Annotated in this window: 24 protein-coding genes and 1 tRNA gene; 14 read left to right on the top strand and 11 right to left on the bottom strand. The window is 56.8% G+C overall.

Features of this window, described 5'->3' with window-relative positions; genetic code table 11:
* The first annotated feature begins 15 nt into the window (after nucleotides 1-15).
* Both AC2Q8J_RS08565 and AC2Q8J_RS08570 read left to right on the top strand, forming a co-directional pair.
* A complete protein-coding gene (locus AC2Q8J_RS08565; RefSeq protein ID WP_372877540.1) occupies nucleotides 16-1362 on the top strand; it encodes a sodium-dependent transporter in 1347 nt (448 codons plus the stop codon).
* Nucleotides 1363-1391: 29 nt separating this feature from the next.
* Nucleotides 1392-1826: a hypothetical protein gene (locus tag AC2Q8J_RS08570; protein WP_204997362.1), complete on the top strand. Its 435-nt coding sequence runs from the start codon at nucleotides 1392-1394 to the stop codon at nucleotides 1824-1826.
* A gap of 13 nt (nucleotides 1827-1839) precedes the next feature.
* On the opposite strand, the gene AC2Q8J_RS08575 is transcribed toward AC2Q8J_RS08570, so the two are convergent.
* Both AC2Q8J_RS08575 and thiI read right to left on the bottom strand, forming a co-directional pair.
* The gene (locus AC2Q8J_RS08575) at nucleotides 1840-2259 is read right to left on the bottom strand and encodes an acyl-CoA thioesterase (protein WP_372877542.1); all 420 of its coding nucleotides are present in this window, start codon (nucleotides 2257-2259) and stop codon (nucleotides 1840-1842) included.
* A complete protein-coding gene (thiI, locus tag AC2Q8J_RS08580) occupies nucleotides 2256-3710 on the bottom strand; it encodes a tRNA uracil 4-sulfurtransferase ThiI (RefSeq protein WP_288363910.1) in 1455 nt (484 codons plus the stop codon). The genes AC2Q8J_RS08575 and thiI overlap by 4 nt, the downstream gene beginning before the upstream one ends.
* 382 nt (nucleotides 3711-4092) lie before the next feature.
* Between thiI and glnA the strand changes: the two genes are divergently transcribed.
* The 4 genes from glnA (at nucleotide 4093) to ntrC (ending at nucleotide 8824) form a co-directional block, all read left to right on the top strand.
* On the top strand, nucleotides 4093-5499 hold the full coding sequence (glnA, locus tag AC2Q8J_RS08585; protein ID WP_204997359.1) for a glutamate--ammonia ligase: 1407 nt from the start codon (nucleotides 4093-4095) through the stop codon (nucleotides 5497-5499).
* Nucleotides 5500-5616: 117 nt separating this feature from the next.
* Entirely contained in the window at nucleotides 5617-6117 is a 501-nt protein-coding gene (locus AC2Q8J_RS08590; RefSeq protein WP_486451065.1) for a DUF4124 domain-containing protein, read from the top strand.
* A 218-nt stretch (nucleotides 6118-6335) separates the two neighbouring features.
* Complete coding sequence (gene glnL / locus AC2Q8J_RS08595) at nucleotides 6336-7409, top strand: nitrogen regulation protein NR(II) (RefSeq protein WP_286837108.1); 1074 nt, start codon at nucleotides 6336-6338, stop codon at nucleotides 7407-7409.
* Nucleotides 7406-8824 carry a nitrogen regulation protein NR(I) gene (gene ntrC, locus AC2Q8J_RS08600; protein ID WP_027873074.1) on the top strand — a complete coding sequence of 473 codons (1419 nt, stop codon included), beginning with the start codon at nucleotides 7406-7408 and terminating at the stop codon, nucleotides 8822-8824. Before glnL ends, ntrC begins: the two co-directional genes overlap by 4 nt.
* Before the next feature lie 20 nt (nucleotides 8825-8844).
* Here ntrC and AC2Q8J_RS08605 read toward each other — a convergent pair whose 3' ends face one another.
* The 4 genes from AC2Q8J_RS08605 to AC2Q8J_RS08620 form a co-directional block, all read right to left on the bottom strand.
* Nucleotides 8845-9312 carry a tRNA (cytidine(34)-2'-O)-methyltransferase gene (locus AC2Q8J_RS08605; protein ID WP_288363908.1) on the bottom strand — a complete coding sequence of 156 codons (468 nt, stop codon included), beginning with the start codon at nucleotides 9310-9312 and terminating at the stop codon, nucleotides 8845-8847.
* 90 nt (nucleotides 9313-9402) lie between these two features.
* Nucleotides 9403-9888, bottom strand: coding sequence for a protein-export chaperone SecB (gene secB, locus AC2Q8J_RS08610; RefSeq protein WP_204997356.1), 486 nt, complete (start codon nucleotides 9886-9888; stop codon nucleotides 9403-9405).
* A 38-nt stretch (nucleotides 9889-9926) separates the two neighbouring features.
* Nucleotides 9927-10184: a glutaredoxin 3 gene (gene grxC / locus AC2Q8J_RS08615; protein WP_027873077.1), complete on the bottom strand. Its 258-nt coding sequence runs from the start codon at nucleotides 10182-10184 to the stop codon at nucleotides 9927-9929.
* A gap of 6 nt (nucleotides 10185-10190) precedes the next feature.
* Entirely contained in the window at nucleotides 10191-10607 is a 417-nt protein-coding gene (locus AC2Q8J_RS08620) for a rhodanese-like domain-containing protein (RefSeq protein WP_204997355.1), read from the bottom strand.
* Nucleotides 10608-10803: 196 nt separating this feature from the next.
* Here AC2Q8J_RS08620 and gpmM point away from each other — a divergent pair, with 196 nt between their 5' ends.
* The 3 genes from gpmM (at nucleotide 10804) to AC2Q8J_RS08635 (ending at nucleotide 14994) form a co-directional block, all read left to right on the top strand.
* Complete coding sequence (gene gpmM, locus AC2Q8J_RS08625) at nucleotides 10804-12372, top strand: 2,3-bisphosphoglycerate-independent phosphoglycerate mutase (protein ID WP_486451066.1); 1569 nt, start codon at nucleotides 10804-10806, stop codon at nucleotides 12370-12372.
* Nucleotides 12373-12409: 37 nt separating this feature from the next.
* Nucleotides 12410-13537 (top strand): murein hydrolase activator EnvC family protein, encoded by a 1128-nt coding sequence (locus AC2Q8J_RS08630; protein WP_286696252.1) that lies wholly within the window; start codon nucleotides 12410-12412, stop codon nucleotides 13535-13537.
* A gap of 119 nt (nucleotides 13538-13656) precedes the next feature.
* The gene (locus tag AC2Q8J_RS08635) at nucleotides 13657-14994 is read left to right on the top strand and encodes a S41 family peptidase (protein WP_486451067.1); all 1338 of its coding nucleotides are present in this window, start codon (nucleotides 13657-13659) and stop codon (nucleotides 14992-14994) included.
* On the opposite strand, the gene AC2Q8J_RS08640 is transcribed toward AC2Q8J_RS08635, so the two are convergent.
* A complete protein-coding gene (locus AC2Q8J_RS08640; protein WP_486451068.1) occupies nucleotides 14988-15704 on the bottom strand; it encodes a hypothetical protein in 717 nt (238 codons plus the stop codon). The two genes, AC2Q8J_RS08635 and AC2Q8J_RS08640, sit on opposite strands and share 7 nt — an antisense overlap.
* Nucleotides 15705-15894: 190 nt before the next feature.
* Here AC2Q8J_RS08640 and AC2Q8J_RS08645 point away from each other — a divergent pair, with 190 nt between their 5' ends.
* Nucleotides 15895-16140, top strand: coding sequence for a Rho-binding antiterminator (locus tag AC2Q8J_RS08645; RefSeq protein WP_486451069.1), 246 nt, complete (start codon nucleotides 15895-15897; stop codon nucleotides 16138-16140).
* A gap of 59 nt (nucleotides 16141-16199) precedes the next feature.
* Here the strand turns inward: AC2Q8J_RS08645 and hisF are convergent, their stop codons facing one another.
* Genes hisF through hisB form a run of 4 tightly spaced genes read right to left on the bottom strand, consistent with a single transcriptional unit; the run spans nucleotide 16200 to nucleotide 19032 of the window.
* Nucleotides 16200-16976: an imidazole glycerol phosphate synthase subunit HisF gene (gene hisF, locus AC2Q8J_RS08650; protein ID WP_204997404.1), complete on the bottom strand. Its 777-nt coding sequence runs from the start codon at nucleotides 16974-16976 to the stop codon at nucleotides 16200-16202.
* A 28-nt stretch (nucleotides 16977-17004) separates the two neighbouring features.
* A complete protein-coding gene (hisA, locus tag AC2Q8J_RS08655) occupies nucleotides 17005-17736 on the bottom strand; it encodes a 1-(5-phosphoribosyl)-5-[(5-phosphoribosylamino)methylideneamino]imidazole-4-carboxamide isomerase (RefSeq protein WP_374973575.1) in 732 nt (243 codons plus the stop codon).
* A 21-nt stretch (nucleotides 17737-17757) separates the two neighbouring features.
* Complete coding sequence (hisH, locus tag AC2Q8J_RS08660) at nucleotides 17758-18426, bottom strand: imidazole glycerol phosphate synthase subunit HisH (protein WP_486451070.1); 669 nt, start codon at nucleotides 18424-18426, stop codon at nucleotides 17758-17760.
* 12 nt (nucleotides 18427-18438) lie between these two features.
* The gene (gene hisB / locus AC2Q8J_RS08665) at nucleotides 18439-19032 is read right to left on the bottom strand and encodes an imidazoleglycerol-phosphate dehydratase HisB (RefSeq protein ID WP_027873086.1); all 594 of its coding nucleotides are present in this window, start codon (nucleotides 19030-19032) and stop codon (nucleotides 18439-18441) included.
* Between the two features lie 81 nt (nucleotides 19033-19113).
* Between hisB and AC2Q8J_RS08670 the strand changes: the two genes are divergently transcribed.
* The 4 genes from AC2Q8J_RS08670 to AC2Q8J_RS08685 all read left to right on the top strand — a co-directional run bounded on the left by AC2Q8J_RS08670 (nucleotide 19114) and on the right by AC2Q8J_RS08685 (nucleotide 21007).
* Complete coding sequence (locus tag AC2Q8J_RS08670; protein ID WP_486451071.1) at nucleotides 19114-19515, top strand: acetyl-CoA sensor PanZ family protein; 402 nt, start codon at nucleotides 19114-19116, stop codon at nucleotides 19513-19515.
* The gene (mutY, locus tag AC2Q8J_RS08675) at nucleotides 19508-20578 is read left to right on the top strand and encodes an A/G-specific adenine glycosylase (protein WP_486451072.1); all 1071 of its coding nucleotides are present in this window, start codon (nucleotides 19508-19510) and stop codon (nucleotides 20576-20578) included. Before AC2Q8J_RS08670 ends, mutY begins: the two co-directional genes overlap by 8 nt.
* Nucleotides 20575-20847: an oxidative damage protection protein gene (locus AC2Q8J_RS08680; protein WP_286696258.1), complete on the top strand. Its 273-nt coding sequence runs from the start codon at nucleotides 20575-20577 to the stop codon at nucleotides 20845-20847. The genes mutY and AC2Q8J_RS08680 overlap by 4 nt, the downstream gene beginning before the upstream one ends.
* 84 nt (nucleotides 20848-20931) lie before the next feature.
* Nucleotides 20932-21007, top strand: a tRNA-Phe gene (locus AC2Q8J_RS08685).
* The last annotated feature ends 526 nt before the right edge of the window (nucleotides 21008-21533 follow it).

The following is a 21533-nucleotide window of genomic DNA, read 5'->3' on the forward strand; positions in this document are numbered from 1 at the left end:
GACGGAAAAAATAATATGAGTAAAGCCCTTTCGGCCCCCGAGGGCGTGACATGGAAATCGCGCTGGACATTTATACTTGCCGCCACAGGCTCAGCCGTCGGCCTTGGCAACATTTGGAAATTTCCCTACATCACGGGTGAATATGGTGGCGGTGCATTTGTACTGGTTTATCTCGCCTGCATATTGATGATCGGCATTCCCGTGATGATCGCTGAAGTTATGCTCGGCCGCGCCGGGCGCAGCGACCCCGCCGACTCAATGGCCAAACTGGCAAAAGAAAGCGGGCGCAGTCGCTACTGGGGCGTGATCGGGGGTGTCGGCATGCTCGCCGGCCTGCTTATCATGATGTTTTACAGCGTTGTCGCTGGCTGGGCGTTGGAATACGTATCACAGAGTATCGGCGGCACTTACAGCAATTTAGACCCGGCGCAAATCGAGAGCAATTTCAGCAGTTTACTCGCCAGCAACAGCCAACAGTTGCTTTGGCACAGCGTGTTCTGCCTGCTCACCGCCGGCGTTGTGGCAGCGGGGGTCACACAGGGCATCGGCAAGGCCGTCGACATTTTGATGCCCATGCTGTTTTTCTTCCTGTTGCTACTGGTGGGCTACAGCGCAGTAAACGGCGATTTCGAAGCCGGGCTGCACTTTATGTTCGACACGGATTTTAGCCGCCTAAACGGCGAGGCAATACTGGTAGCGATGGGGCACGCCTTTTTTACCCTGAGCCTTGGCATGGGCGCCATCATGGCCTACGGCGCATACTTTCCCGGGCATTCATCCATCGGCAAAACCGTCATGACGATCGCCGCACTGGATACCATTATCGCCCTACTGGCGGGCATGGCGATGTTCCCGCTGGTCTTCGCTAACGACCTTACGCCGGGCCAAGGGCCGGGGCTGATGTTTGTCACACTGCCAATCGCCTTCTCCAACATGAGCGGCGGCATCTTTTTCGGCACCCTGTTTTTCACCCTGGTGAGCATCGCCGCACTCAGTTCGTCGATCTCCCTGATTGAGCCGGGCGTTGCCTGGCTGGAAAAGCACGGTATCAAGCGGCCAGTATCCACCTTCGGCTTGGCCGGTATCGCCTGGCTGGGCGGCATCGCGAGCATTCATTACGAGTCCGTGTTCAACGCCCTGGACTACCTGACGGCCAACGTTATGCTGCCGCTTGGCGGCCTGTTAATCGCAGTATTTGTCGGCTGGCTGATGCCTAGCGACCGGGTGTTCGACGAAACCGGCATATTGCACGCCAAGGTCTTCAAAGCCTGGCGCTTTTTGTTGCGCTACATTGCACCACTGGGCATTATCGCGGTGTTCCTGCACAGCCTGGGCCTACTCGGCTGGCTTATGCGCCACTGATACCGTTAGCACCTCATTTAGGATCACTTGTGAACAGCACCCTGCTCCGCAGCTTTATTCTGGTTGGTCTCATTGCCTTTGGTGGCCTGTATTACTACAGCAGCCAAGTCGAAGAGCAGTACGGCGAGCCCGCGCGCAGTTATTTAGACACGGCACTGAGTAGCATTTCGAGCTGGCAGCCCGCAGCGCTGCGCGCCCAGCTCAGCCGCGAAACACTGGCGCAAGTCAATGATAAGCAACTGGCTGCTCTCAGCGCGCAATACCAGCATTTAGGGCAATATCAGCGCATGGACGAACTGCGCTTTTCTCGCCTGAGTGGCGCCCTATCTCTCTTTGCAGACTCGCCGCGACTCAGTTACAGCAGTAAGCTTTATTTCGAAAACGGTAGCGCGATCATGACCGCAACGCTGACCCTGCAAGATCAGCGCTTCAAACTGTATAACTTCAATTTGGCTACGCCCTGACGCGGCAAAAGCGCTAGCTTTCGATCAGCGACCGCGCCAGTACGGCTCTGGCAGCAGCAGAAATGGCTACCGGCCGGTGATCCTCATTCACATGTACCAGGGTGGCATCGCCCTCTGCCACCAGCTGCTCACCATCGTCACTAAATAGCGCTTGCCGCAAACTAAAGCTACTGTTCCCCACGCGCGTAACCCAGGCGCGCGCCCGCAGCGATCGGCCGTGTCGCCACTCCTGCCGGTAATTCAAAGCGATGGCAGCAATAACAAGCCGAAAGCCGCCCAGGGCTAGCATTTCCTCGGAGCGCAGCCAGTGCACTCGCGCCTCTTCAAGATAAGAGAAGTACTGCACGTGATTGATATGCCCCAGGCTGTCTTGATCGGCCCAGCGAGGCGCTATCTCGACATCAAATAACGGCGGTTGCGTGTAGATAGTCATGAGGGGCGATACACCTTAATGTTGTCATAACCCTGCTCAAGCAGGTGTGCAGCATGCAGACGACTCATCACTCCCTTGTCGCAATACAGCTGGTAGACCGTGTCGCGATCGAGCTCAACGCAGCGCTTATGCAATTCATAAAAGGGCATGCACGCCACGCGATTGCGTTCCAACTTGAGCGGCTTGCGGTCAACTTCATCGGGGTGGCGCACATCCAGCACCACGGCGTCAGCCAAGGGAATCGGCAGCACCTCGACCTCGGTATGGCTGACCTCTTCATCTGCCAATTTGTCGATGTTGATATATTTGGCACTGGCAACCGCGCGCTCAAGCACTGAAAAATCGAACTTCTCTTCCTCCGCAGCAATCCGCTCCGGGCGCGCGCGCGTGGTGGGCTTCACAGAAATCACACCGCAGTATTCAGGCATATTCGCGGCAAATTGCTCGGTGCCAATTCTGGACGCGGTATTGATAATATCCAACTTGTCGGTGGTGATCAGCGGGCGCAACACCAGGGTATCAGTCACCTGATCGATCACAGAGAGGTTGGTTAGCGTCTGACTACTCACCTGAGACACCGCCTCACCAGTCACCAACGCTGGCGCCTCCAGCTCCGCCGCCACCTGTTCGGCAGCGCGCAACATCATGCGCTTGAGAATCACCCCCATCTGTGAGTTCTCAACATTCTTCAAAATTTCGGCGACAACATCTTCAAATGGCACGCTGATAAATTTCACGCGATGCGACGCACCAAACTTCTGCCAGAGGTACAGCGCGACTTCTTTTACCCCCACCTCGTGCTCACGACCACCGAGATTGAAAAAGCAAAAATGCGTGCGCATGCCCCGCTTCATTGTCATGTAACTGGACACCGTGGAATCAAAGCCACCGGAAATCAGGCTAACAACGGAGTCGACGGTGCCGATGGGGTAGCCACCCAGCCCTTCGTGGCGTCGCCTGACAACAAAGAACTGATTGTGACGGACTTCGACGCGCACCACTTCATCGGGGTTTTTCAGCTTCACCCCACCCGTTTCTGAATACTGATTTAAGCCACCACCGACGTAGCGTTCAACCTCATTGGAATTGAACTCGTGATCACCCGTGCGCTTGCAGCGCACCGCAAAGGTTTTACCACGCAAGCTATCGCCAACGGCGTCCCGGACCTTTTCATAGATATCGTGCACATCTACCAGGGGGTACTCTGCCACCTCGACGACATGAGCAATGCCCGGGGTATTGCCCAACACTGCCAATATCGCCGCAATATCGGCGTCGGCACGACACTGGGTTTCAATAGTGATACGGTCCCATTCACGAACGATCTGGAGTTCAGGGTCAATCGGGATCAGCAGCTTGCGCAGGTTATCGCGCAACTGTTTGATGAACTTTTTGCGAACAGGCTTGCTCTTGATGATAATTTCAGGGAAGAGCTTTACGATGAACTTCATTGTGGCACCACGGAGATAGCTGGGCGGGCATTATAGCGGTTCACTTAAAACGCTTCAGCTCCGCAGAAACCCCGACAACGCACCAAAATGAAACACCAGAGCACCATATTGGTGCGCACTTTTTGGCAAAACGCACAGTTTTCAGGCAAAGTGGGTTTTTCGCTCGGATTTTGAACAAAAAACCAGCACAAAAATATGGCACGCATATTGCTCTATAAATTTCGAACAGAAACAGCGGCGCCACGGCCCGCAGCGCATATGCGTGTTTACTTTCGGTTCTATGCAGATGTCGCTATGCGGCACGCGGCAATGAACCTATAATCGCCACTGCTTTCGGCCACGCCGAATCGACTACAAGACTCTATATTGGAGGATGTTAAGAATGTCAGAGAACACTCTGAAGTTAATCGCCGATAATGACGTGAAGTGGGCGGACCTGCGCTTCACCGACACTAAAGGTAAAGAACAACACGTCACCATGCCGGTGAGCGAAATCGACGCGGGCTTCTTCGAAGAAGGCAAAATGTTCGATGGCTCATCGATCTCAGGCTGGAAAGGCATTAACGAGTCAGACATGATCCTCATGCCGGACGACGAGGCCTCTGTTCTCGACCCCTTCACCGACGAGCCCACTATTATCATTCGCTGCGGCATCGTTGAGCCTTCTACTATGCAGGGCTACAACCGTGACCCACGCTCTATCGCTCAGCGCGCCGAAGACTACATGCGCTCTGCCGGCATCGCCGACAGCGCACTGTTTGGTCCCGAGCCCGAGTTCTTCGTGTTTGACGACGTGAAGTGGAAAGTGGCAATGGAAGGCGCGAGCTACGCGATTTCTTCTGACGAAGCCGCCTGGGTTTCTGGCAACAGCTTCGAAGAAGGCAACACTGGTCACCGTCCTGGCGTTAAAGGCGGTTACTTCCCCGTACCACCTGTCGACAGCCTGCACGACCTGCGCGCAGCAATGTGTAACGCAATGACCGACATGGGTCTGGAAGTTGAAGTACACCACCACGAAGTAGGTACTGCTGGTCAGTGTGAAATCGGTGTTGGCCCTAACTCTGCTGTGAAAAAAGCTGACGAAGTACAGGTACTTAAGTACTGCGTACACAACGTCGCTCACGCCTACGGCAAGACCGCTACTTTCATGCCCAAGCCAGTTGTCGGCGACAACGGTAGCGGTATGCACGTGCACATGTCACTGAGCAAAGACGGCCAAAACCTGTTTACTGGCGACGCTTACGGCGGCCTGTCTGAAACAGCACTGTACTACATCGGCGGTATCATCAAGCACGCTCGCGCGATCAACGCCTTTGCCAACGCTTCTACTAACTCGTACAAGCGCCTGGTTCCCGGCTTTGAAGCACCTGTTATGCTGGCTTACTCAGCACGTAACCGCTCAGCGTCTATCCGTATTCCATTCATCACCAACCCGAAAGCACGCCGCGTAGAAGTTCGCTTCCCAGATCCCTCTGCGAACCCCTACCTGGCATTCGCGGCCCTGCTGATGGCTGGCCTTGACGGTATCCAGAACAAGATCCACCCTGGCGATGCGGCAGACAAAGATCTGTACGACCTGCCTGCAGAAGAAGCGGCTGAAATCCCGACTGTTGCGTCTAGCCTCGAGCAAGCGCTGCAAGCACTGGATGCAGACCGCGCCTTCTTGACCGCTGGCGGCGTATTCGACGACGACATGATCGATGCTTACATCGAGCTGAAGTCTGAGGAAATCGAGCGCCTGAACATGACAACTCACCCCGTTGAGTTCGACATGTACTACAGCGTTTAATACGCCTTGTGCGAAAAAGCCCGCTTCGGCGGGCTTTTTTTTGCCTGTCATTTTTTAAACCTTGCCGCGCCTATCAACTCGTCGCACACTACAGAAAAGTGATAGCGAGGGCTTTTTATGTATCGTCTGCTGAGCCTTATTTGCGTAGCGAGCGTGCTCTGCAGCCCACTGCATGCAGAAATCTATCGTCATACCGACGAACAGGGCCGCACCGTTTACAGCGACTCTCCCCGCGACGGCGGCAGCCCGGTCGATCTACCCCCGGTAAACACCACGCCGGCTGTGTCGCCACCGCCACCGGCCAAGCTGGACCGACATGCCACCCCCGTACCGGCCTCAGTCAAGGTACAAATCATCCAGCCGCGCGACGGCCAGGTATTCCCCAATGGCCGCATTCCCACCACTGTTAATGTAAAGCTTGAGCGCCCCCTGCGCGGCGACGAGAGCCTGCGCATCGCCGTCAATGGCAAAACCCTTAGCCGGGGAAGCGCCACCTCTGCACGCATTGAGCACCTGAGCCGCGGCCGGCACCAAATCAGCGCAGAAGTCCTCGGCCCAAACGGGGAAAAGCTGAGTCGAGACACTGTTTCAGTCGTGGCCCACTGGCCAAACAACTGACCCTCCAGCCAAGCTATACACAAAGCACCAAATTGGTGCACACTAAGACAATAGCGGCGGTCGAGCGCGCCATCGCGGGGCCAGCCCCAGCGGCGCAGCACCGCGGCACGCCATATACAACGCCCAATTAGCGCCCACTCAATAACAACGCCCCCATTCCGGGGCACTGGCCTAATTATTGCTTTGCAATGAACCATAATGAAGACAGTGGCGAGCCCATGCCCCCAGCGAATTTGCACCACCACATACTCGACAACCTGAAAACGGCGATCCTACTGGTCGAGCCCAACCTCACCGTGAGTTATATCAACCCGGCGGCAGAGTCGCTGCTGGCGGTGTCTGACCAGCGCATCCACGGCGAGGCCATCACCCACCTTTTTCACGAAGACGAAGACACCGTTGTGAAACTGCTGGACGCCATCAACAACCGCGAGGCATTCACTAAACGGGAAACAGTATTAACCCTGCGCTCCGGCGACGAAATCACGGTGGACTATGCGGTAACGCCGATTGTGGAACACCCGCGAACGTCTCTTATCATCGAGCTGCAGCCGCTGGATCGACTGCTTCGCATCAGTCGCGAAGAAGGCCTGCTATCTTCCCAGCAAAACAGCAAAGCGCTGCTGCGCGGCATTGCCCACGAAGTGAAAAACCCGCTCGGCGGCTTGCGCGGTGCGGCACAACTTCTGGCACGCGAACTCGACGACCCGCGCCTGCACGATTACACCAACATCATTATCGAAGAGGCCGACCGCCTGCGAAACCTCGTCGACAATATGCTGGGGCCCAATAAGATGCCCAACCAGCTGCCCACCAATATCCATGAAGTGCTGGAGCGCGTGCGCCAGCTAGTGGAAGTTGAGGGAGGCGAGGAGTTAAGCATCATCCGCGATTACGACCCCAGCATCCCCGACATCATCGGCGATCGCGAGCAATTAATTCAGGCGGTACTCAACATCGTCCGCAACGCGCTTCAGGCGCTGAAACAATCCCCTCCTGAAGACGGCGCACAAATTACCCTGCGCAGCAGAACGCTGCGCCAATTTACCATTGGCTCTCACCGCCACCGACTGGTGTGCCGCGTGGACATTATTGATAACGGCCCGGGCATACCCGAAGACCTGGCACCGTCGATATTCCTGCCAATGATCAGCGGCCGCGCCGACGGCTCTGGGCTTGGACTGTCGATCTCACAGTCCATTCTCAACCATCACCAAGGCCTTATTGAATGCCACAGCGAACCCGGTCGCACGGAGTTTTCGCTGTTTATACCCGTGGAGCAAAACCGATGAGCTATAGCAACACCGTATGGATTGCCGACGACGACAAATCGATTCGCTGGGTACTCGAAAAAGCCCTCAACCAGGCCGGCATTGAAACCCGCAGCTTCGAAAATGGCGATGCCCTGCTTGCTCAGCTGGAGTCGGGGGTGCCCGACGCGGTTATCAGCGATATCCGCATGCCGGGTATCGATGGCTTAAAACTGCTGTCGCGCATCAGCGACATCCACCCCGGTTTGCCGGTGATTATTACCACCGCCCACTCAGATCTGGATAGCGCCGTTGCCTCCTATCAAGGAGGCGCCTTTGAATACCTGCCCAAACCCTTCGACGTCGACGAGGTATTGGCAACAACCCAGCGCGCCCTGCAACACGCCAATAAAAACCGCCCGGTACTGCCCGAGGAAGTGCCGCTGGAGAGCACCGAAATTATCGGCGAAGCACCCGCGATGCAGGAGGTGTTTCGCGCCATTGGCCGCTTGTCCCAGTCCAATATCACGGTACTGATTAACGGCGAATCCGGTACCGGTAAAGAGCTTGTCGCCCAGGCCCTCCACCGCCACAGCCCGAGGGCCAGCAAACCTTTTATCGCGCTGAATATGGCTGCGATCCCCAAGGACCTGATGGAATCGGAACTCTTTGGCCACGAAAAAGGGGCCTTCACCGGTGCCACTGCCCAGCGTCGCGGACGCTTTGAGCAGGCCGATGGCGGTACGCTTTTTCTGGACGAAATAGGCGATATGCCCGCCGAAACCCAAACCCGCCTGTTGCGGGTACTCGCCGACAGTGAGTTCTACCGCGTGGGGGGGCATACCCCGGTGAAAGTCGATGTTCGCATTATCGCGGCCACCCACCAAAATCTTGAAAAGCTGGTGCAAGACAACAGCTTTCGCGAGGATTTATTTCATCGCCTAAACGTTATCCGCATCCACCTCCCCAAACTTGCCGAGCGCCGGGAAGACATTCCCAAACTGATGCAGCACTTCTTTACCATTGCCGGCAATGAACTCAATGTGGAGCCCAAGCGCCTGCTGCCCGACACAGAGGAATACCTCAGCCAACTCGATTGGCCCGGCAACGTTCGGCAATTGGAGAACACCTGCCGCTGGCTAACGGTGATGGCATCGGGACGGGAGATTCACCTTAATGACCTGCCCCCCGAACTGCTGGAGCACAGCGACAGCGAAGCGGCACCCGCGGCTAACTGGCAGGAGAATTTACGCCGCTGGGCCGACCAAGAATTACTACTGGGCAGGGATAAGCTGCTGGATCGCGCGGTACCGGAGTTTGAGCGAATCATGATCGAAACAGCGCTCAAGCACACCCACGGCCGACGTCGCGATGCCGCCAACTTACTCGGCTGGGGGCGCAACACCCTCACCCGCAAAATCAAAGAACTGGATATGGGTGGCGATGAGGACGAGTAGCCCTGGCTAGCGCAATACCGCTACCGAAGCGCGCCGGCAAACCCCTGCTGGCGCCATGCTTCATAGCTGACCAGAGCCACCGTATTTGACAGATTTAAGCTGCGCGCGCCCTCCATCATGGGCACCCGCAGGCAGTGATCCGGACCGAGTTCATCACGAATTTCAGCGGGCAGGCCCGCGGTTTCAGAACCGAACAGCAACACATCGCCGGGCCGGAATGCCACCTCGGCATAGTTGCGCTGCCCCTTGGTCGTCAGCGCAAAAATGCGTTGCCCCGCCACCGCCTCGCAAAACGCGGCGTAATCGGCGTGGCGGCTAACCCGCGCCATGTCGCTGTAATCCAATCCCGCACGCCGCAGTTTTTTCTCTTCCAAGTCAAAGCCCATGGGCTCGATCAAATGCAGATGGCAGCCGTTGTTCGCCACCAAGCGAATGATATTGCCGGTATTCGGCGCGATCTTGGGTTCGTGCAAAGCAATATGGAACATGGCGCATTCACCACAGCAGCAGGAAAGAAACAGGCCGAGACAGACATCCCGGCCTCGCCGCGCAGGGAGCGCAGCTGATATGCAGAGAGTTTAGTGAGTGGTCTCTTCAGCGGCAGCTTTTTCATCCGCCTGCGCTTTGGCCTGGCGGTAAAGCGCCTCAAAATTCACCGGCTGCAGTGCCAGCGCCGGGAAACCGCCTTTTACTGCCAGTGCGTCAACTGACTCACGTACATAGGGGAACAGCATATTCGGACAGGCTATGCCCAGCAGCTGGCGCAGCGCCTCACCTTCAATGCCCTCTGCGACAAACAGGCCCGCTTGCTGCACTTCAACCAAAAACGCGGTCTCGTCTTCTTCCAGCTTGGCGGTCACTGTCACCGTCAGCGTCACTTCATAGCTGTTTTCACCCACGGGCTGGCTGCGCGTGTTGAGATCCACGTGCATTTTCGGCTTCCAGCTTTTGGTGAACACCACAGGGCTGGACGGCGACTCAAAGGAAGCATCTTTTATGTAAATGCGCTGCAATGCGAACTTGGGCGTATTGTCTTGTGCTTGGGCGTTTTCTTGTTCAGCCATTGTCGGGTCTCGACTCCTGATAGGTAAATTTTCGTTATTTAACTGGCTGCCAACAGGCGATCCAGCTTGCCGCCACGCTCCAGCGCAAACAGCTCGTCACAACCGCCAACATGGGTTTCACCCACCCATATCTGCGGCACTGTGCGCTGCCCCGTACGGGACAACAATTCTTGGCGCAGGTCGCTGCGGCCGTCTACCGGCACTTCGTCGTAGGCAACCTGTTTGTGTTCAAGCAAGTGCTTGGCGCGCACACAGAAAGGGCAAAAGCGAGTGGTATAAATAGTGACCTTCGCCATAAGCCCTTAGCCTTTCACCAGCGGCATCTGCAGTGCCTGCCATTCGCTAACACCACCTTTTAAACGGTGCACATTGCTGTAGCCCAGTGCCGCCAGCTTTTTACCCGCCGCACTGGAGTGCTGACCCAATTTACAGATCAACACCAAGGGCTGCTCCTTGTCACCCGCGACGCGGTCAATCTCCTTGTCCAACTTGGCAAAGGGCAGGCTCACCGCATCTAAAATGTGGCCCTTGTTGTACTCAGCCTTGTCGCGCAGGTCGATCATCAAGGCCTTTTCTTGATTAACGAGGTTCACCACCTGCTGTGGCGTCAACGCGCGACCTGCTCGGCGTGACTCGTGAAAGCTCAATAGCATAAGGCACGACAGCAGGGCAGCTACCAGCAGCCACTGTTCAGCGATAAATAAAATCAGTTTTTCCATGAATTCTCTCGAATCACTCGTGTGAACATCGTCAAAAAAGCCGTAGGCCGGCGCGCGAAAAGGCCAGAGTATACACCGCTAAACGGGAATTCTCACCACGCCAAGCGTGGCCGCCTCCCAAAGGAAAAGTTACAATGCCTTATTTCGTTTTCACCGCGCTACACGCGAGCGGCGATGAGACCTCAACGACTTAAGAATGGATTTTCTACGCATGGCTGACCCACAGGTAAAACAACCCGTCGTTCTGATTATTCTGGATGGCTTCGGCTACCGGGAAGCACCGCAGGACAACGCCATTTACCACGCCAATACGCCCAATTGGGACGCACTGTGGAAAAACCAGCCGCACACCCTGATCTCAGGCTCGGGGCTGGATGTTGGTTTGCCAGACGGCCAAATGGGCAATTCGGAAGTCGGCCACATGAGCCTGGGGGCGGGCCGCATCATCTACCAAAATATTACCCGCATTGATAAAGAAATTGCCGATGGCAGTTTCTTCGACAACGACGTTTACAAAACCAATATCGACAAAGCGGTCGCCGCTGATAAAGCCGTGCACATTTTCGGCCTGCTATCCCCGGGCGGCGTCCACAGCCACGAAAACCATATACTGGCAATGATCGATATGGCCGCTCAACGCGGCGCCAAAAAAGTGTATGTACACGCCTTTCTCGACGGCCGCGACACACCGCCACGCAGCGCCCAGGCCTCGCTGGAAAAAGTCGACGCCAAATTTGCCGAACTCGGCTGTGGCAGGCTGGCGTCAATGATCGGCCGCTACTACGCCATGGATCGCGACAACCGCTGGGACCGCGTTGAAAAAGCCTATCGCCTGCTGACCGAAGCAGAGGCCGAGCACCGCTACAGCACTAGCCAAGACGCCCTGAGCGCCGCCTATGCTCGCGACGAAAACGATGAATTTGTCGCCGCCAGCGTTATTCAAGCCGAGGGCCAGGACAGCGCCGCCATTGCCGATGGCGATACCGTCATCTTTATGAACTTCCGTGCCGACCGCGCTCGTGAAATTACTCGCGCGTTTGTGGAAAACGATTTCGATGGCTTTGAGCGCCGGGTTCGCCCGGCGCTTGCCAGCTTTGTCATGACCACCGAATACGCCGACAGCATCGACGCGCCCGTGGCCTACCCGCCGGAGAATATCCAAAACAGCCTCGGTGAACTGCTGGAGAAACACGGCAAGACACAGCTGCGGATCGCCGAAACTGAAAAATATGCCCACGTTACGTTTTTCTTCAGCGGCGGCCGCGAAGCACTCTATCAGGGTGAAGAGCGCAAGCTGATCAACTCCCCCGACGTTGCCACCTACGACTTAAAGCCGGAAATGAGCGCCCCGGAAGTCACTGAAGAGCTGGTCGCGGCCATACGCAGCGGCAGCTACGATGCGATTATCTGCAACTATGCCAACGGCGACATGGTGGGCCATACCGGCGTTTTCGACGCCGCCGTAAAAGCCGTGGAAGCGCTGGACGACTGCATTAAACAGGTTATCGATGCCGTTCGTGAGGTCGGTGGCCACTGCCTGATTACCGCAGACCACGGCAACTGTGAGCAAATGCTCGACTACGACGCCGACCAACCACACACTCAGCACACCACCGAGTTGGTGCCGCTGGTGTACGTGGGCGACGACACCGCAACCCTGACAGCCGAAGGCGGTCGCCTCGCTGATATCGCACCGACGATGGTCGCATTGCTGGGCATTGCTCAGCCGGAAGAAATGACCGGCAAGAACCTGATCAGTCACTGAGGAATTGCGAATTAGCAGCAAACGGGCACATCTAGGGATGCCGTTCATCGTCCTGCTGTTCGCTGGCCTGTTGGCCAGCGCCAGCCTTGCTGAGGATGAAGCCGCCACCCGCCAACAGCTGAAAGACCTCAGCCAGCAGCTTCATTCACTGAAAAAGCAGCTTGGCAGTACCCAGAAAGAACGCAGTCGTGCCGCGCGGGAGCTTCGCGAGGTTGAGGTCGAGATCGGCAAAATCGCGGCTAAACTGCACAGCACTCGCGCAGAGCGCGACCGCCGCCAGAGCAAATTGACCGCCCTTCAGGGCGAACAACAAACCCTGCGCCAGCGCCAAAGCCAGCAAAAAGCACTGATTGCAGAGCAAATTCGCAGTGCGTACACATTGGGGCAAGAGCGGCAGATCAAAATGCTGCTCAATCAGGAAGACCCTCAATCGCTCAGTCGGCTGATCACCTACTACGACTATTTCAATGCCGCCCGCAGCCAACAGCTCGACAGCTATCGCGAAACACTCACTGCCCTCAACGCGCTGATCCCCGAAATCAGCGCGCAAACCGAGGCGCTTAGCGCCACAGAACGCCAGCTGGCCCAGCAGCGCCAGCAACTGGAAGTTCAGCAGCAACGCCGCCAGCGCAGTGTCGCGAAACTCGACCAGGAGCTGAAACAGCAACAGAGCAGCATTGGCTCGCTGGACAAGCAACGCAAGAGCCTGGAGAGCATCCTCTCGGCAATTGAGCGCGAAATTACCGATATCGCTATTCCATCGAGCTACCGCCCCTTCAAACAAATGCGCGGTGCCATGCCCTGGCCTGTTGCCGGTAAGCGGCTGAATCGTTACGGCGCGCCGCGCCAAGGCAGCGCGGTACGGTGGCAGGGAGTGCAAATTGCCGGTGAAGAGGGCAGCCCGGTGCGCACCATCCACAATGGCCGCGTTGTCTACGCCGACTGGCTGCGTGGGGCCGGCCTACTGATTATTGTCGACCACGGCAATGATTATATGAGCCTCTATGCTCACAACCAGAGTCTGCTCCGCCAGGAAGGCGACTGGGTGCGCGGTGGCGAGGCGATTGCCACGCTCGGCAACAGTGGCGGTCAGCGGCGCAGCGGACTGTATTTTGAGATTCGCCACAAGGGCCGCCCTACTGACCCCGCCCGCTGGTGCCGCTGAACGCGGCAGCCCACATTTAGAGGTAGCGACAAATCCCGACAAAGCTGGCTACAATGGGTGCTTTGTTTCTGTCGGCGGGCGCCGGACGCCCCGCCGCATGTTGTATCGGGAAGCTGATAATGCTGCGTCATCTTAGTCGAGCCGCCGTGCTCAACCTTGCTCTGCTCTCTCCCTTTTGTCTGGCCGAGGCGCCCGCCTCGCCACACAGCGCGCAAGGCGAGCTGCCCCTTCAGGCGCTGCGAAATTTTGCCGACGTATTCAACCAAATTCGCCGCAGCTATGTTGAAGAGGTGGACGACGAAACGCTATTAGAAAATGCCATTCGCGGCATGCTCAGCGGCCTGGACCCGCACTCCGACTACCTGGACTCCGACTCCTTCGACAACCTTCAAACCCACACCACCGGCGAATTCGGCGGCCTGGGTATCGAAGTGGGCATGGAAAATGGCTTTGTCAAAGTTGTTAGCCCCATCGATAACACGCCAGCACAACGGGCGGGTATGCAACCCGGCGATCTGATTATCCAGATCGACCAACAGCCCATCAAAGGCCTTAGCCTGCAAGAGGCCATCGAACTGATGCGCGGCCCCAAGGGCAGCCCCATCACCCTCACTATTCTGCGCGAAGGGGTAAAAGCGCCGATAGAACTGGAACTGAAGCGCGACATTATCACCGTCGCCAGTGTACGCGGCCGCATGCTCCAGCCCGGCTACGGCTATCTTCGCATTTCGCAGTTCCAAAGCCGCACCGGCGAAGACCTGCGCAGCGAGTTGGCAAAACTTAAAGCCAACCGCAGTGGCTTGCGCGGAGTGGTACTGGACCTTCGCAACAACCCAGGCGGCCTGCTGCAGGCTTCCGTACAAGTGGTCGACACCTTTTTAAACGACGGGCTTATTGTCTACACCGAGGGGCGCTTACCCAACGCCTTTAGTCGCTATATGGCCAGCGACACCAACAACGCCGACGACACCCCTCTGGTGGTGCTAATAAACGGCGGCTCGGCCTCCGCCTCAGAAATTGTTGCCGGCGCACTGCAAGACCACCGCCGCGCTATTATTCTGGGCACCCAGAGTTTTGGCAAAGGCTCGGTCCAAACCGTGCTGCCACTGGCCGAGGACAGCGCCATAAAACTGACCACCGCCCGCTACTACACCCCCAGCGGCCGCTCGATACAAGCGCAGGGCATCGTGCCGGACATTATTGTCGAGCGTGCTCGCATTGAATCTCTGGGCGCAGAAAAAATGGTTACCGAAGCTGACCTGGCGGGCCACCTGGGCAACGAAAGCGGAAAAGAAAACAACGGCAGCAACCGCATTGTCGACAGTGCTGCCAACGAACTTGCTGCCACCGATAACCAGCTTTACGAGGCACTCAACCTGCTAAAAGGCCTGCATATTATGTCGGCCAATAGTCAGCGTTTGGCCAAGCAAAAACTGGAGGCGCCAAACGCTCAGTGAGCGCTTTCCGCCTCAACACGCAGGGACTCGGCCAGGGCCTTAATCACGCCCTGGCCAAGAGGCAGCAGAAAAATATCGCCATCGCTGACGCCGTCCACCGACACTCCTAGTACATAGCGCTCACTCACGATGTACTCACGCAGCGCATTGTAGTTAACAGAGGTGTGCCAGAAGCGCTCTCCCTGACCATTCACCCCCTCGACTTCCAGCGACAGCTTTGGCGACACCCTCACCACCAGCCCTTCCACAATCCCGATGCCGGCACGGGTAATATCACTGGAGGGGTAGGACAAATAGCCGCGCAAATTCATATAGGCTCTGCCGGCGTCCACAGGGTACTCAAAGCGAATGGCCGACAGCTCATTGTGATCACCGTACACCATTACCATTTCCGACTCCCCAGCCTGCACCACGGGCACACCTGACACCTCACGCACGCCATCAACAATCAGGCGTTCAAAGCGGCGCAACTGCGCATCCAGCTGAGCACTGGCGACCGGGTCGAGAGCGCGCTCCACAGCTTGAAAAACGCGCTGCCAAGAGTTGATGCGCCGCTGATCCTTGCCCTCTGGCTCCGTCAATGCGCTGAGCGATTCAAAGTCTACCGTCAGGCTACGTATCTGCACGTCACCCTGATAGTTGTGGGTCAAAGGCTGATTGGCACAGGCGGCCAGCAGCACTATAGAAATAGCGAGTATCGCTCGCAGCATGATGGATTCCTCAAAGCCCGCACCCGCCGGATGGCGCGCACATTGCCGCAGATAATAGCGCAATACTCGAAGTTGGGAAGTAGCCGCAGCGCCGCGAGTCGCAAACTAACCGCAGCGCTCTCCCAGCACGGGCGCATTTGCCCGCGCGGATGCGTTATGCTGCGATTTTCCTTCTCGGGTATTTAGGATAATGATTCGCTGCGAGCTGCACGATTACATAGAAATTGCCTGCACCTTTCGCTACCCCGTGCGCTTAACCATGCGAACCGGAGAGGTACTAGACGGTGTGGCGGTAGACACCAGGCGCGACGCACAGGGCGAGGAGTGTATCGCCATCCGCGTGGATGGCGCTGAATGCTTGGTGGTACTGGATAAACTGGCGAGCATGAAAGCAGGCGTACAGAACCCGCATTTCGACACAGTTTTCTTTGATTAAGCGGCGCTCATTGCACTCAGCAAGACCGTGAAACAAAGGCCAGGTGCCTTGGCAATGCCTTACAGCCGAACCTCAACACCTTTGTCGGCCATATACGCCTTGGCTTCGGGCACTGTGTGCTCGCCAAAGTGGAAGATGCTGGCCGCCAACACCGCGTCGGCTTTACCGGCGGTTACCCCTTCGACCAGGTGGTCTAGGGTACCGACACCACCCGAGGCAATAACAGGCACAGAAACCGCGTCGGCCACCGCGCTGGTGAGCGCCAGGTCGTAGCCGGCCTTGGTGCCGTCGCCGTCCATACTGGTTAGTAAGATTTCGCCAGCGCCCAGCTCAACCATTTTTGCCGCCCACTCCACCGCATTGATGCCGGTAGGCTTGCGGCCACCGTGGGTAAATATCTCCCAGCGCGGGCTGCCATCGGCCTCATCGTCGACGCGCTTGGCATCGATCGCCACCACAATACACTGCGAGCCAAAACGCTCGGCGGCGTCACGCACAAAGTCGGGGTTGTGAATAGCTGCAGAGTTGATCGCTACCTTATCCGCCCCCGCATTCAGCATGGTGCGAATGTCTTTGATCTCGCGAATACCGCCGCCCACGGTGAGGGGAATAAACACCTCGGCAGCAATCTGCTCAACCGTGTGCACGGTCGTCTCACGTCCCTCGTGGGTGGCCGTGATGTCGAGAAAGGTGATTTCGTCGGCGCCCTGTTCGTTGTAGCGCTTGGCGACCTCAACCGGGTCGCCCGCGTCGCGAATACCGACAAAGTTCACGCCTTTTACCACGCGCCCTTTATCAACGTCCAAACAGGGAATAATGCGTTTTGCCAGAGCCATTGCAGTGCTTACCTTGTTGTTAAGGGGCTTATTCGCCGTCGCAGTAGCGCTGCGCTTCTGCCAGATCCAGCTCGCCTTCATAAATCGCGCGACCGGTAATCGCACCGAGAATCCCGGCATCGGCCACGGCCTTCAGCGCGCGAATATCATCCATATTCGTCACCCCGCCAGAGGCAATAACTTTCAGGCCAGAGGCCTGGGCCATGGCAACCGTGGCATCGATATTCACGCCCTGCATCATGCCGTCGCGGGCAATATCGGTATAAACGATGGACGACACACCGTCTTGCTCGTAGCGCTTGGCCAGCTCTGTTGCCTGAATATCAGACACTTCGGCCCAGCCGTCGGTGGCCACCAGGCCATTTTTTGCATCCAGACCAACAATTACCGCACCGGGGAAGGCTTTGCAGGCCTCGGTAACGAAGGCGGGCTCTTTCACCGCCTTGGTACCGATAATCACGTAGTTCACACCGGCATCCAGGTATTGCTCAATGGTATCGAGCGAGCGGATGCCACCGCCAATCTGTATTGGCAGATCCGGGTAGGCCTTGGCGATCGCCATCACTGCGTCGCCATTTACAGGCTTGCCGTCAAACGCGCCATTCAGGTCAACCAAGTGCAGGCGGCGAGCGCCCTGCTCTACCCAGCGTGCAGCCATTTCTACCGGATCGCTGCCATAAACGGTGGCGTCGCCCATTTCACCTTGGCGAAGGCGCACGCACTGGCCGTCTTTCAAATCAATTGCGGGAATCATTAACATAATTACAAAACCTGATAACGCTTAGGATACGGGCCGGAAGGTCGGTTGCCCGCCATCCCAGCGCAGAAAGTTACTGAGCAGACGCAGACCGGTCTCGCCGCTCTTTTCCGGGTGAAACTGCACGGCAAACACATTCTCACAACTCATTGCGGCATGTATCTCTACCCCGTAGTGAGCCGTGGCGGCAACAAATTCAGGCGCGTCGATATAGTAGCTGTGCACAAAGTAGAAACGGCTATTATCGGCAATACCTTCCCACAGCGGGTGGTCGATGGTTTGGCTAACCGTGTTCCAGCCCATGTGCGGCACTTTCAGGCGCTCGCCGTTGGCCTCGCGCAGCTCTTTACCGAAAAACTTTACCTGGCCCGGTAGCACGTCCAGGCACTCGACGCCGCCGTTCTCCTCACTGCTTTCCATCAGCGCCTGCATACCCACGCAAATACCCAGCAGAGGTTTAGTGGCAGCCACTTCCTGAACAATTTCATCCAGGCCGCGGTTTTTCAGCTCGGCCATGCAGTCGCGAATCGCGCCCACACCTGGGAAAATCACCCGGTCAGCGGCAAAGATGGTATCCGGGCAATCGGTAACCTGTACCTCAACGTCGTCGCCACCGACCTTGTGCAGTGCACTGGCCACCGAGTGCAAATTACCCATGCCGTAGTCGATAACGGCAACGGTTGATTTAGTCATATCGCAGAAATCCTAGAGACACCCTTTAGTCGACGGGGTAATGCCCGCCATACGCTCATCCACCGACAAGGCCATACGCAGGGCACGACCGAAGGCTTTAAACACCGTCTCGGCCTGGTGGTGAGTATTGGTGCCGCGCAAATTATCGATATGCAGGGTGACCTTGGCGTGGTTGATAAAGCCATGGAAGAACTCTGAGAACAGGTCTACATCGAAACCACCCACGCTGGCACGGGTATAGGGCACGTGGTATTCCAACCCGGGACGCCCAGAGAAGTCGATAACGACCCGCGACAGGGCCTCATCCAGCGGCACATAGGCGTGGCCGTAACGGGTGATGCCTTTTTTATCGCCCACCGCCTCGGCAAAGGCCTGGCCCATGGTAATACCAATATCTTCCACGGTGTGGTGGTCATCGATATGCAAATCCCCCTTGGCCTGCACAGCCAGGTCAATCATGCCGTGGCGGGCAATCTGATCCATCATGTGATCGAGAAAGGGGACCCCGGTCTCGAAACTCGATTGGCCGGTGCCATCCAAGTTAACGCTGACCGTGATTTGGGTTTCCAGGGTGTTGCGGCTGATACTCGCCTTGCGCTCTGTCATCGACGTCTCTACTGAAGATTGCGTACAATACGCCATTATAAAAAATCCCGACCCGTATTACAGCCAGCAGAGTGCGGATAAATGCCCGTATATTCAGAATACATTCGCGATCCTGCCCCAGAGGACCGCGTAGACCTAGAACGTCTCTATGCCGACGACGCCGAAAAACTCATCAGCGCCGCGCAGGGTGAGCAGCTATTGCTGATTGGCGGGCGCTTTAATGACCGCCTGATCGCCGCGATGACCTTAACGCCGATCCACAATGGCGACTACCAGTTGGCCAGGCTCACCGTTCGCGATATCACCCGTCGACGCGGTGCAGCGCGCCAGCTATTGATCCAGGCAATGAAAGCATTACCTGAGGACCTGCGCAGCATGTCGGCCGACATCACCAGCGCGCCAGAACTCAGCCCGCTGCTGACCGAGCTGGGGTTTCAAAATCAAGGATCGACGTGGCAGTGGCAGCGCCCCAGCGGTGAGTGACAGCGACTTCAGCCGCCGCCTGCTGAACTGGTTCGACCAGCACGGCCGCAAAGACCTGCCCTGGCAGCAAGACATCAACCCCTATCGGGTGTGGGTGTCTGAAATTATGCTCCAGCAAACCCAGGTCACCACGGTCATTCCCTACTACCAGCGCTTTATGGCCCGCTTCCCCAGTGCAGAGGCGCTGGCGCAGGCTGATATCGACGATGTTCTCGCCCTTTGGACAGGGCTGGGCTACTACGCCCGAGCGCGAAACCTGCACAAAGCGGCGCAAACCATTGTGAATGAGTACAGCGGCGAGTTCCCGCAAACACCGGAGACTATCGCGTCACTGCCGGGTATTGGTCGCTCCACGGCTGCAGCAATATTCAGCATTGCCTGCGGTGGCAGCGCCGCCATTCTCGATGGCAACGTCAAACGCGTACTCAGTCGCCACAGCGCCATCGATGGCTGGCCGGGCAAGCGCGAGATTGAACAACAGCTTTGGCAGCTCGCCGAGGCTTACACCCCACAAGAACGGGCCGCCGACTACACCCAGGCCATCATGGACCTCGGCGCAACCCTTTGCCGGCGCAGCAAACCCGAGTGCGATCGCTGCCCCGTCAGCGACGATTGCAAGGCCAAGGCAATGGGCCGCCAGAGTGACTACCCTGGTAAAAAGCCACGCAAAGCCCTGCCGGTAAAAACCACCCATATGCTGTTGATTGAAAACCCTCAAGGGGAGATCCTGCTGGAAAAGCGCCCCAGCAGCGGCATTTGGGGCGGCCTGTGGAGCCTGCCGGAGCTGGACAGCGACGGTGATATCGACGACTACCTCGACGCGACGGTTGGCCACGGTGGCGTTGCCGAAGCGCTGAGCCCGATGCGCCACACCTTTAGTCACTATCACCTGGACATTCAACCGCAGCACATCCGTCTGCAGCGAGAGCCGACGCGGATCATGGAAGGCACTCGCCAGCTTTGGTATAAGGGTGGGCAACAACAGCTCGGCCTCGCGGCGCCCGTCAAAAAACTGCTCGACAGCCTGCTGCAAAACGACTTATTTACGGAATCTCAGCCATGACACGCACCGTTTTCTGCAAGAAATACCAACAAGAACTCGAAGGCCTGGCAAAGCCGCCCTACCCCGGCGCGAAAGGTCAGGAAATTTACGAAACCGTTTCCAAAAAAGCCTGGGAAGAGTGGCAGGCCCACCAAACCATGCTCATCAACGAGAAACAGTTGAGCATGATGGACCCCAGCTCGCGAAAATTCCTCCAGGCGGAAATGGAAAAATTCTTTGCCGGCGAAGACTTTGAACAAGCCGAAGGCTACGTTCCTCCCAGCGAGTAAGTTCCTGTTTTCAAGGGCTTGACTCATCGAATCGGAACAGGTTTAATACGCGCCTCTTGCGAAGCACATCAGATGCGTCGCCATGCCCAGATAGCTCAGTCGGTAGAGCAGTGGATTGAAAATCCTCGTGTCGGTGGTTCGATTCCGCCTCTGGGCACCATTTAAAATCAAAGACTTAGTCAACTCTCCCCTTAATTAACATACCTCAAAAATTTTCGATGTAACGATCGATGTAAGCAGGTTTTAGGGTATCGTCGTTTTTTAGCAAAGCCCCCACCCACAAATCGAGATAGTAAGTGCAAAGAAAATCGGCTTAGTTGACCACTACAGCCGCAGAAATCAGCTCAGCCCGCCAAACCGAGACAGAACTGTGCATCCTCCCAGCTCGGGCGAATAAACTGCTACTCATTGGGATATACAAAAGCCCGTCAGTCGCGCTGCTATGGTCATTAAGGATACCTTTGGTGTTCTACCCCGTTTCGGTGTACAAGGTAGTTCCAGCCGCAAAAGGTATCGAATAACAGTCACAACAGGGAATGTTGATATGAGAGCAGTAATACTACTCGCATTCATTGCGGGAATTCCTGAATCGCCACCTGTTTGCTAGATACCTCCCAGCCAGAGAAGCGATAAGCAAACCTCGAAGCGAGGTTAAAGAGAGCAGTGCGATTAGCGAAAGCCAATGC

It is taken from the genome of Spongiibacter sp. C9W, assembly GCF_057370015.1.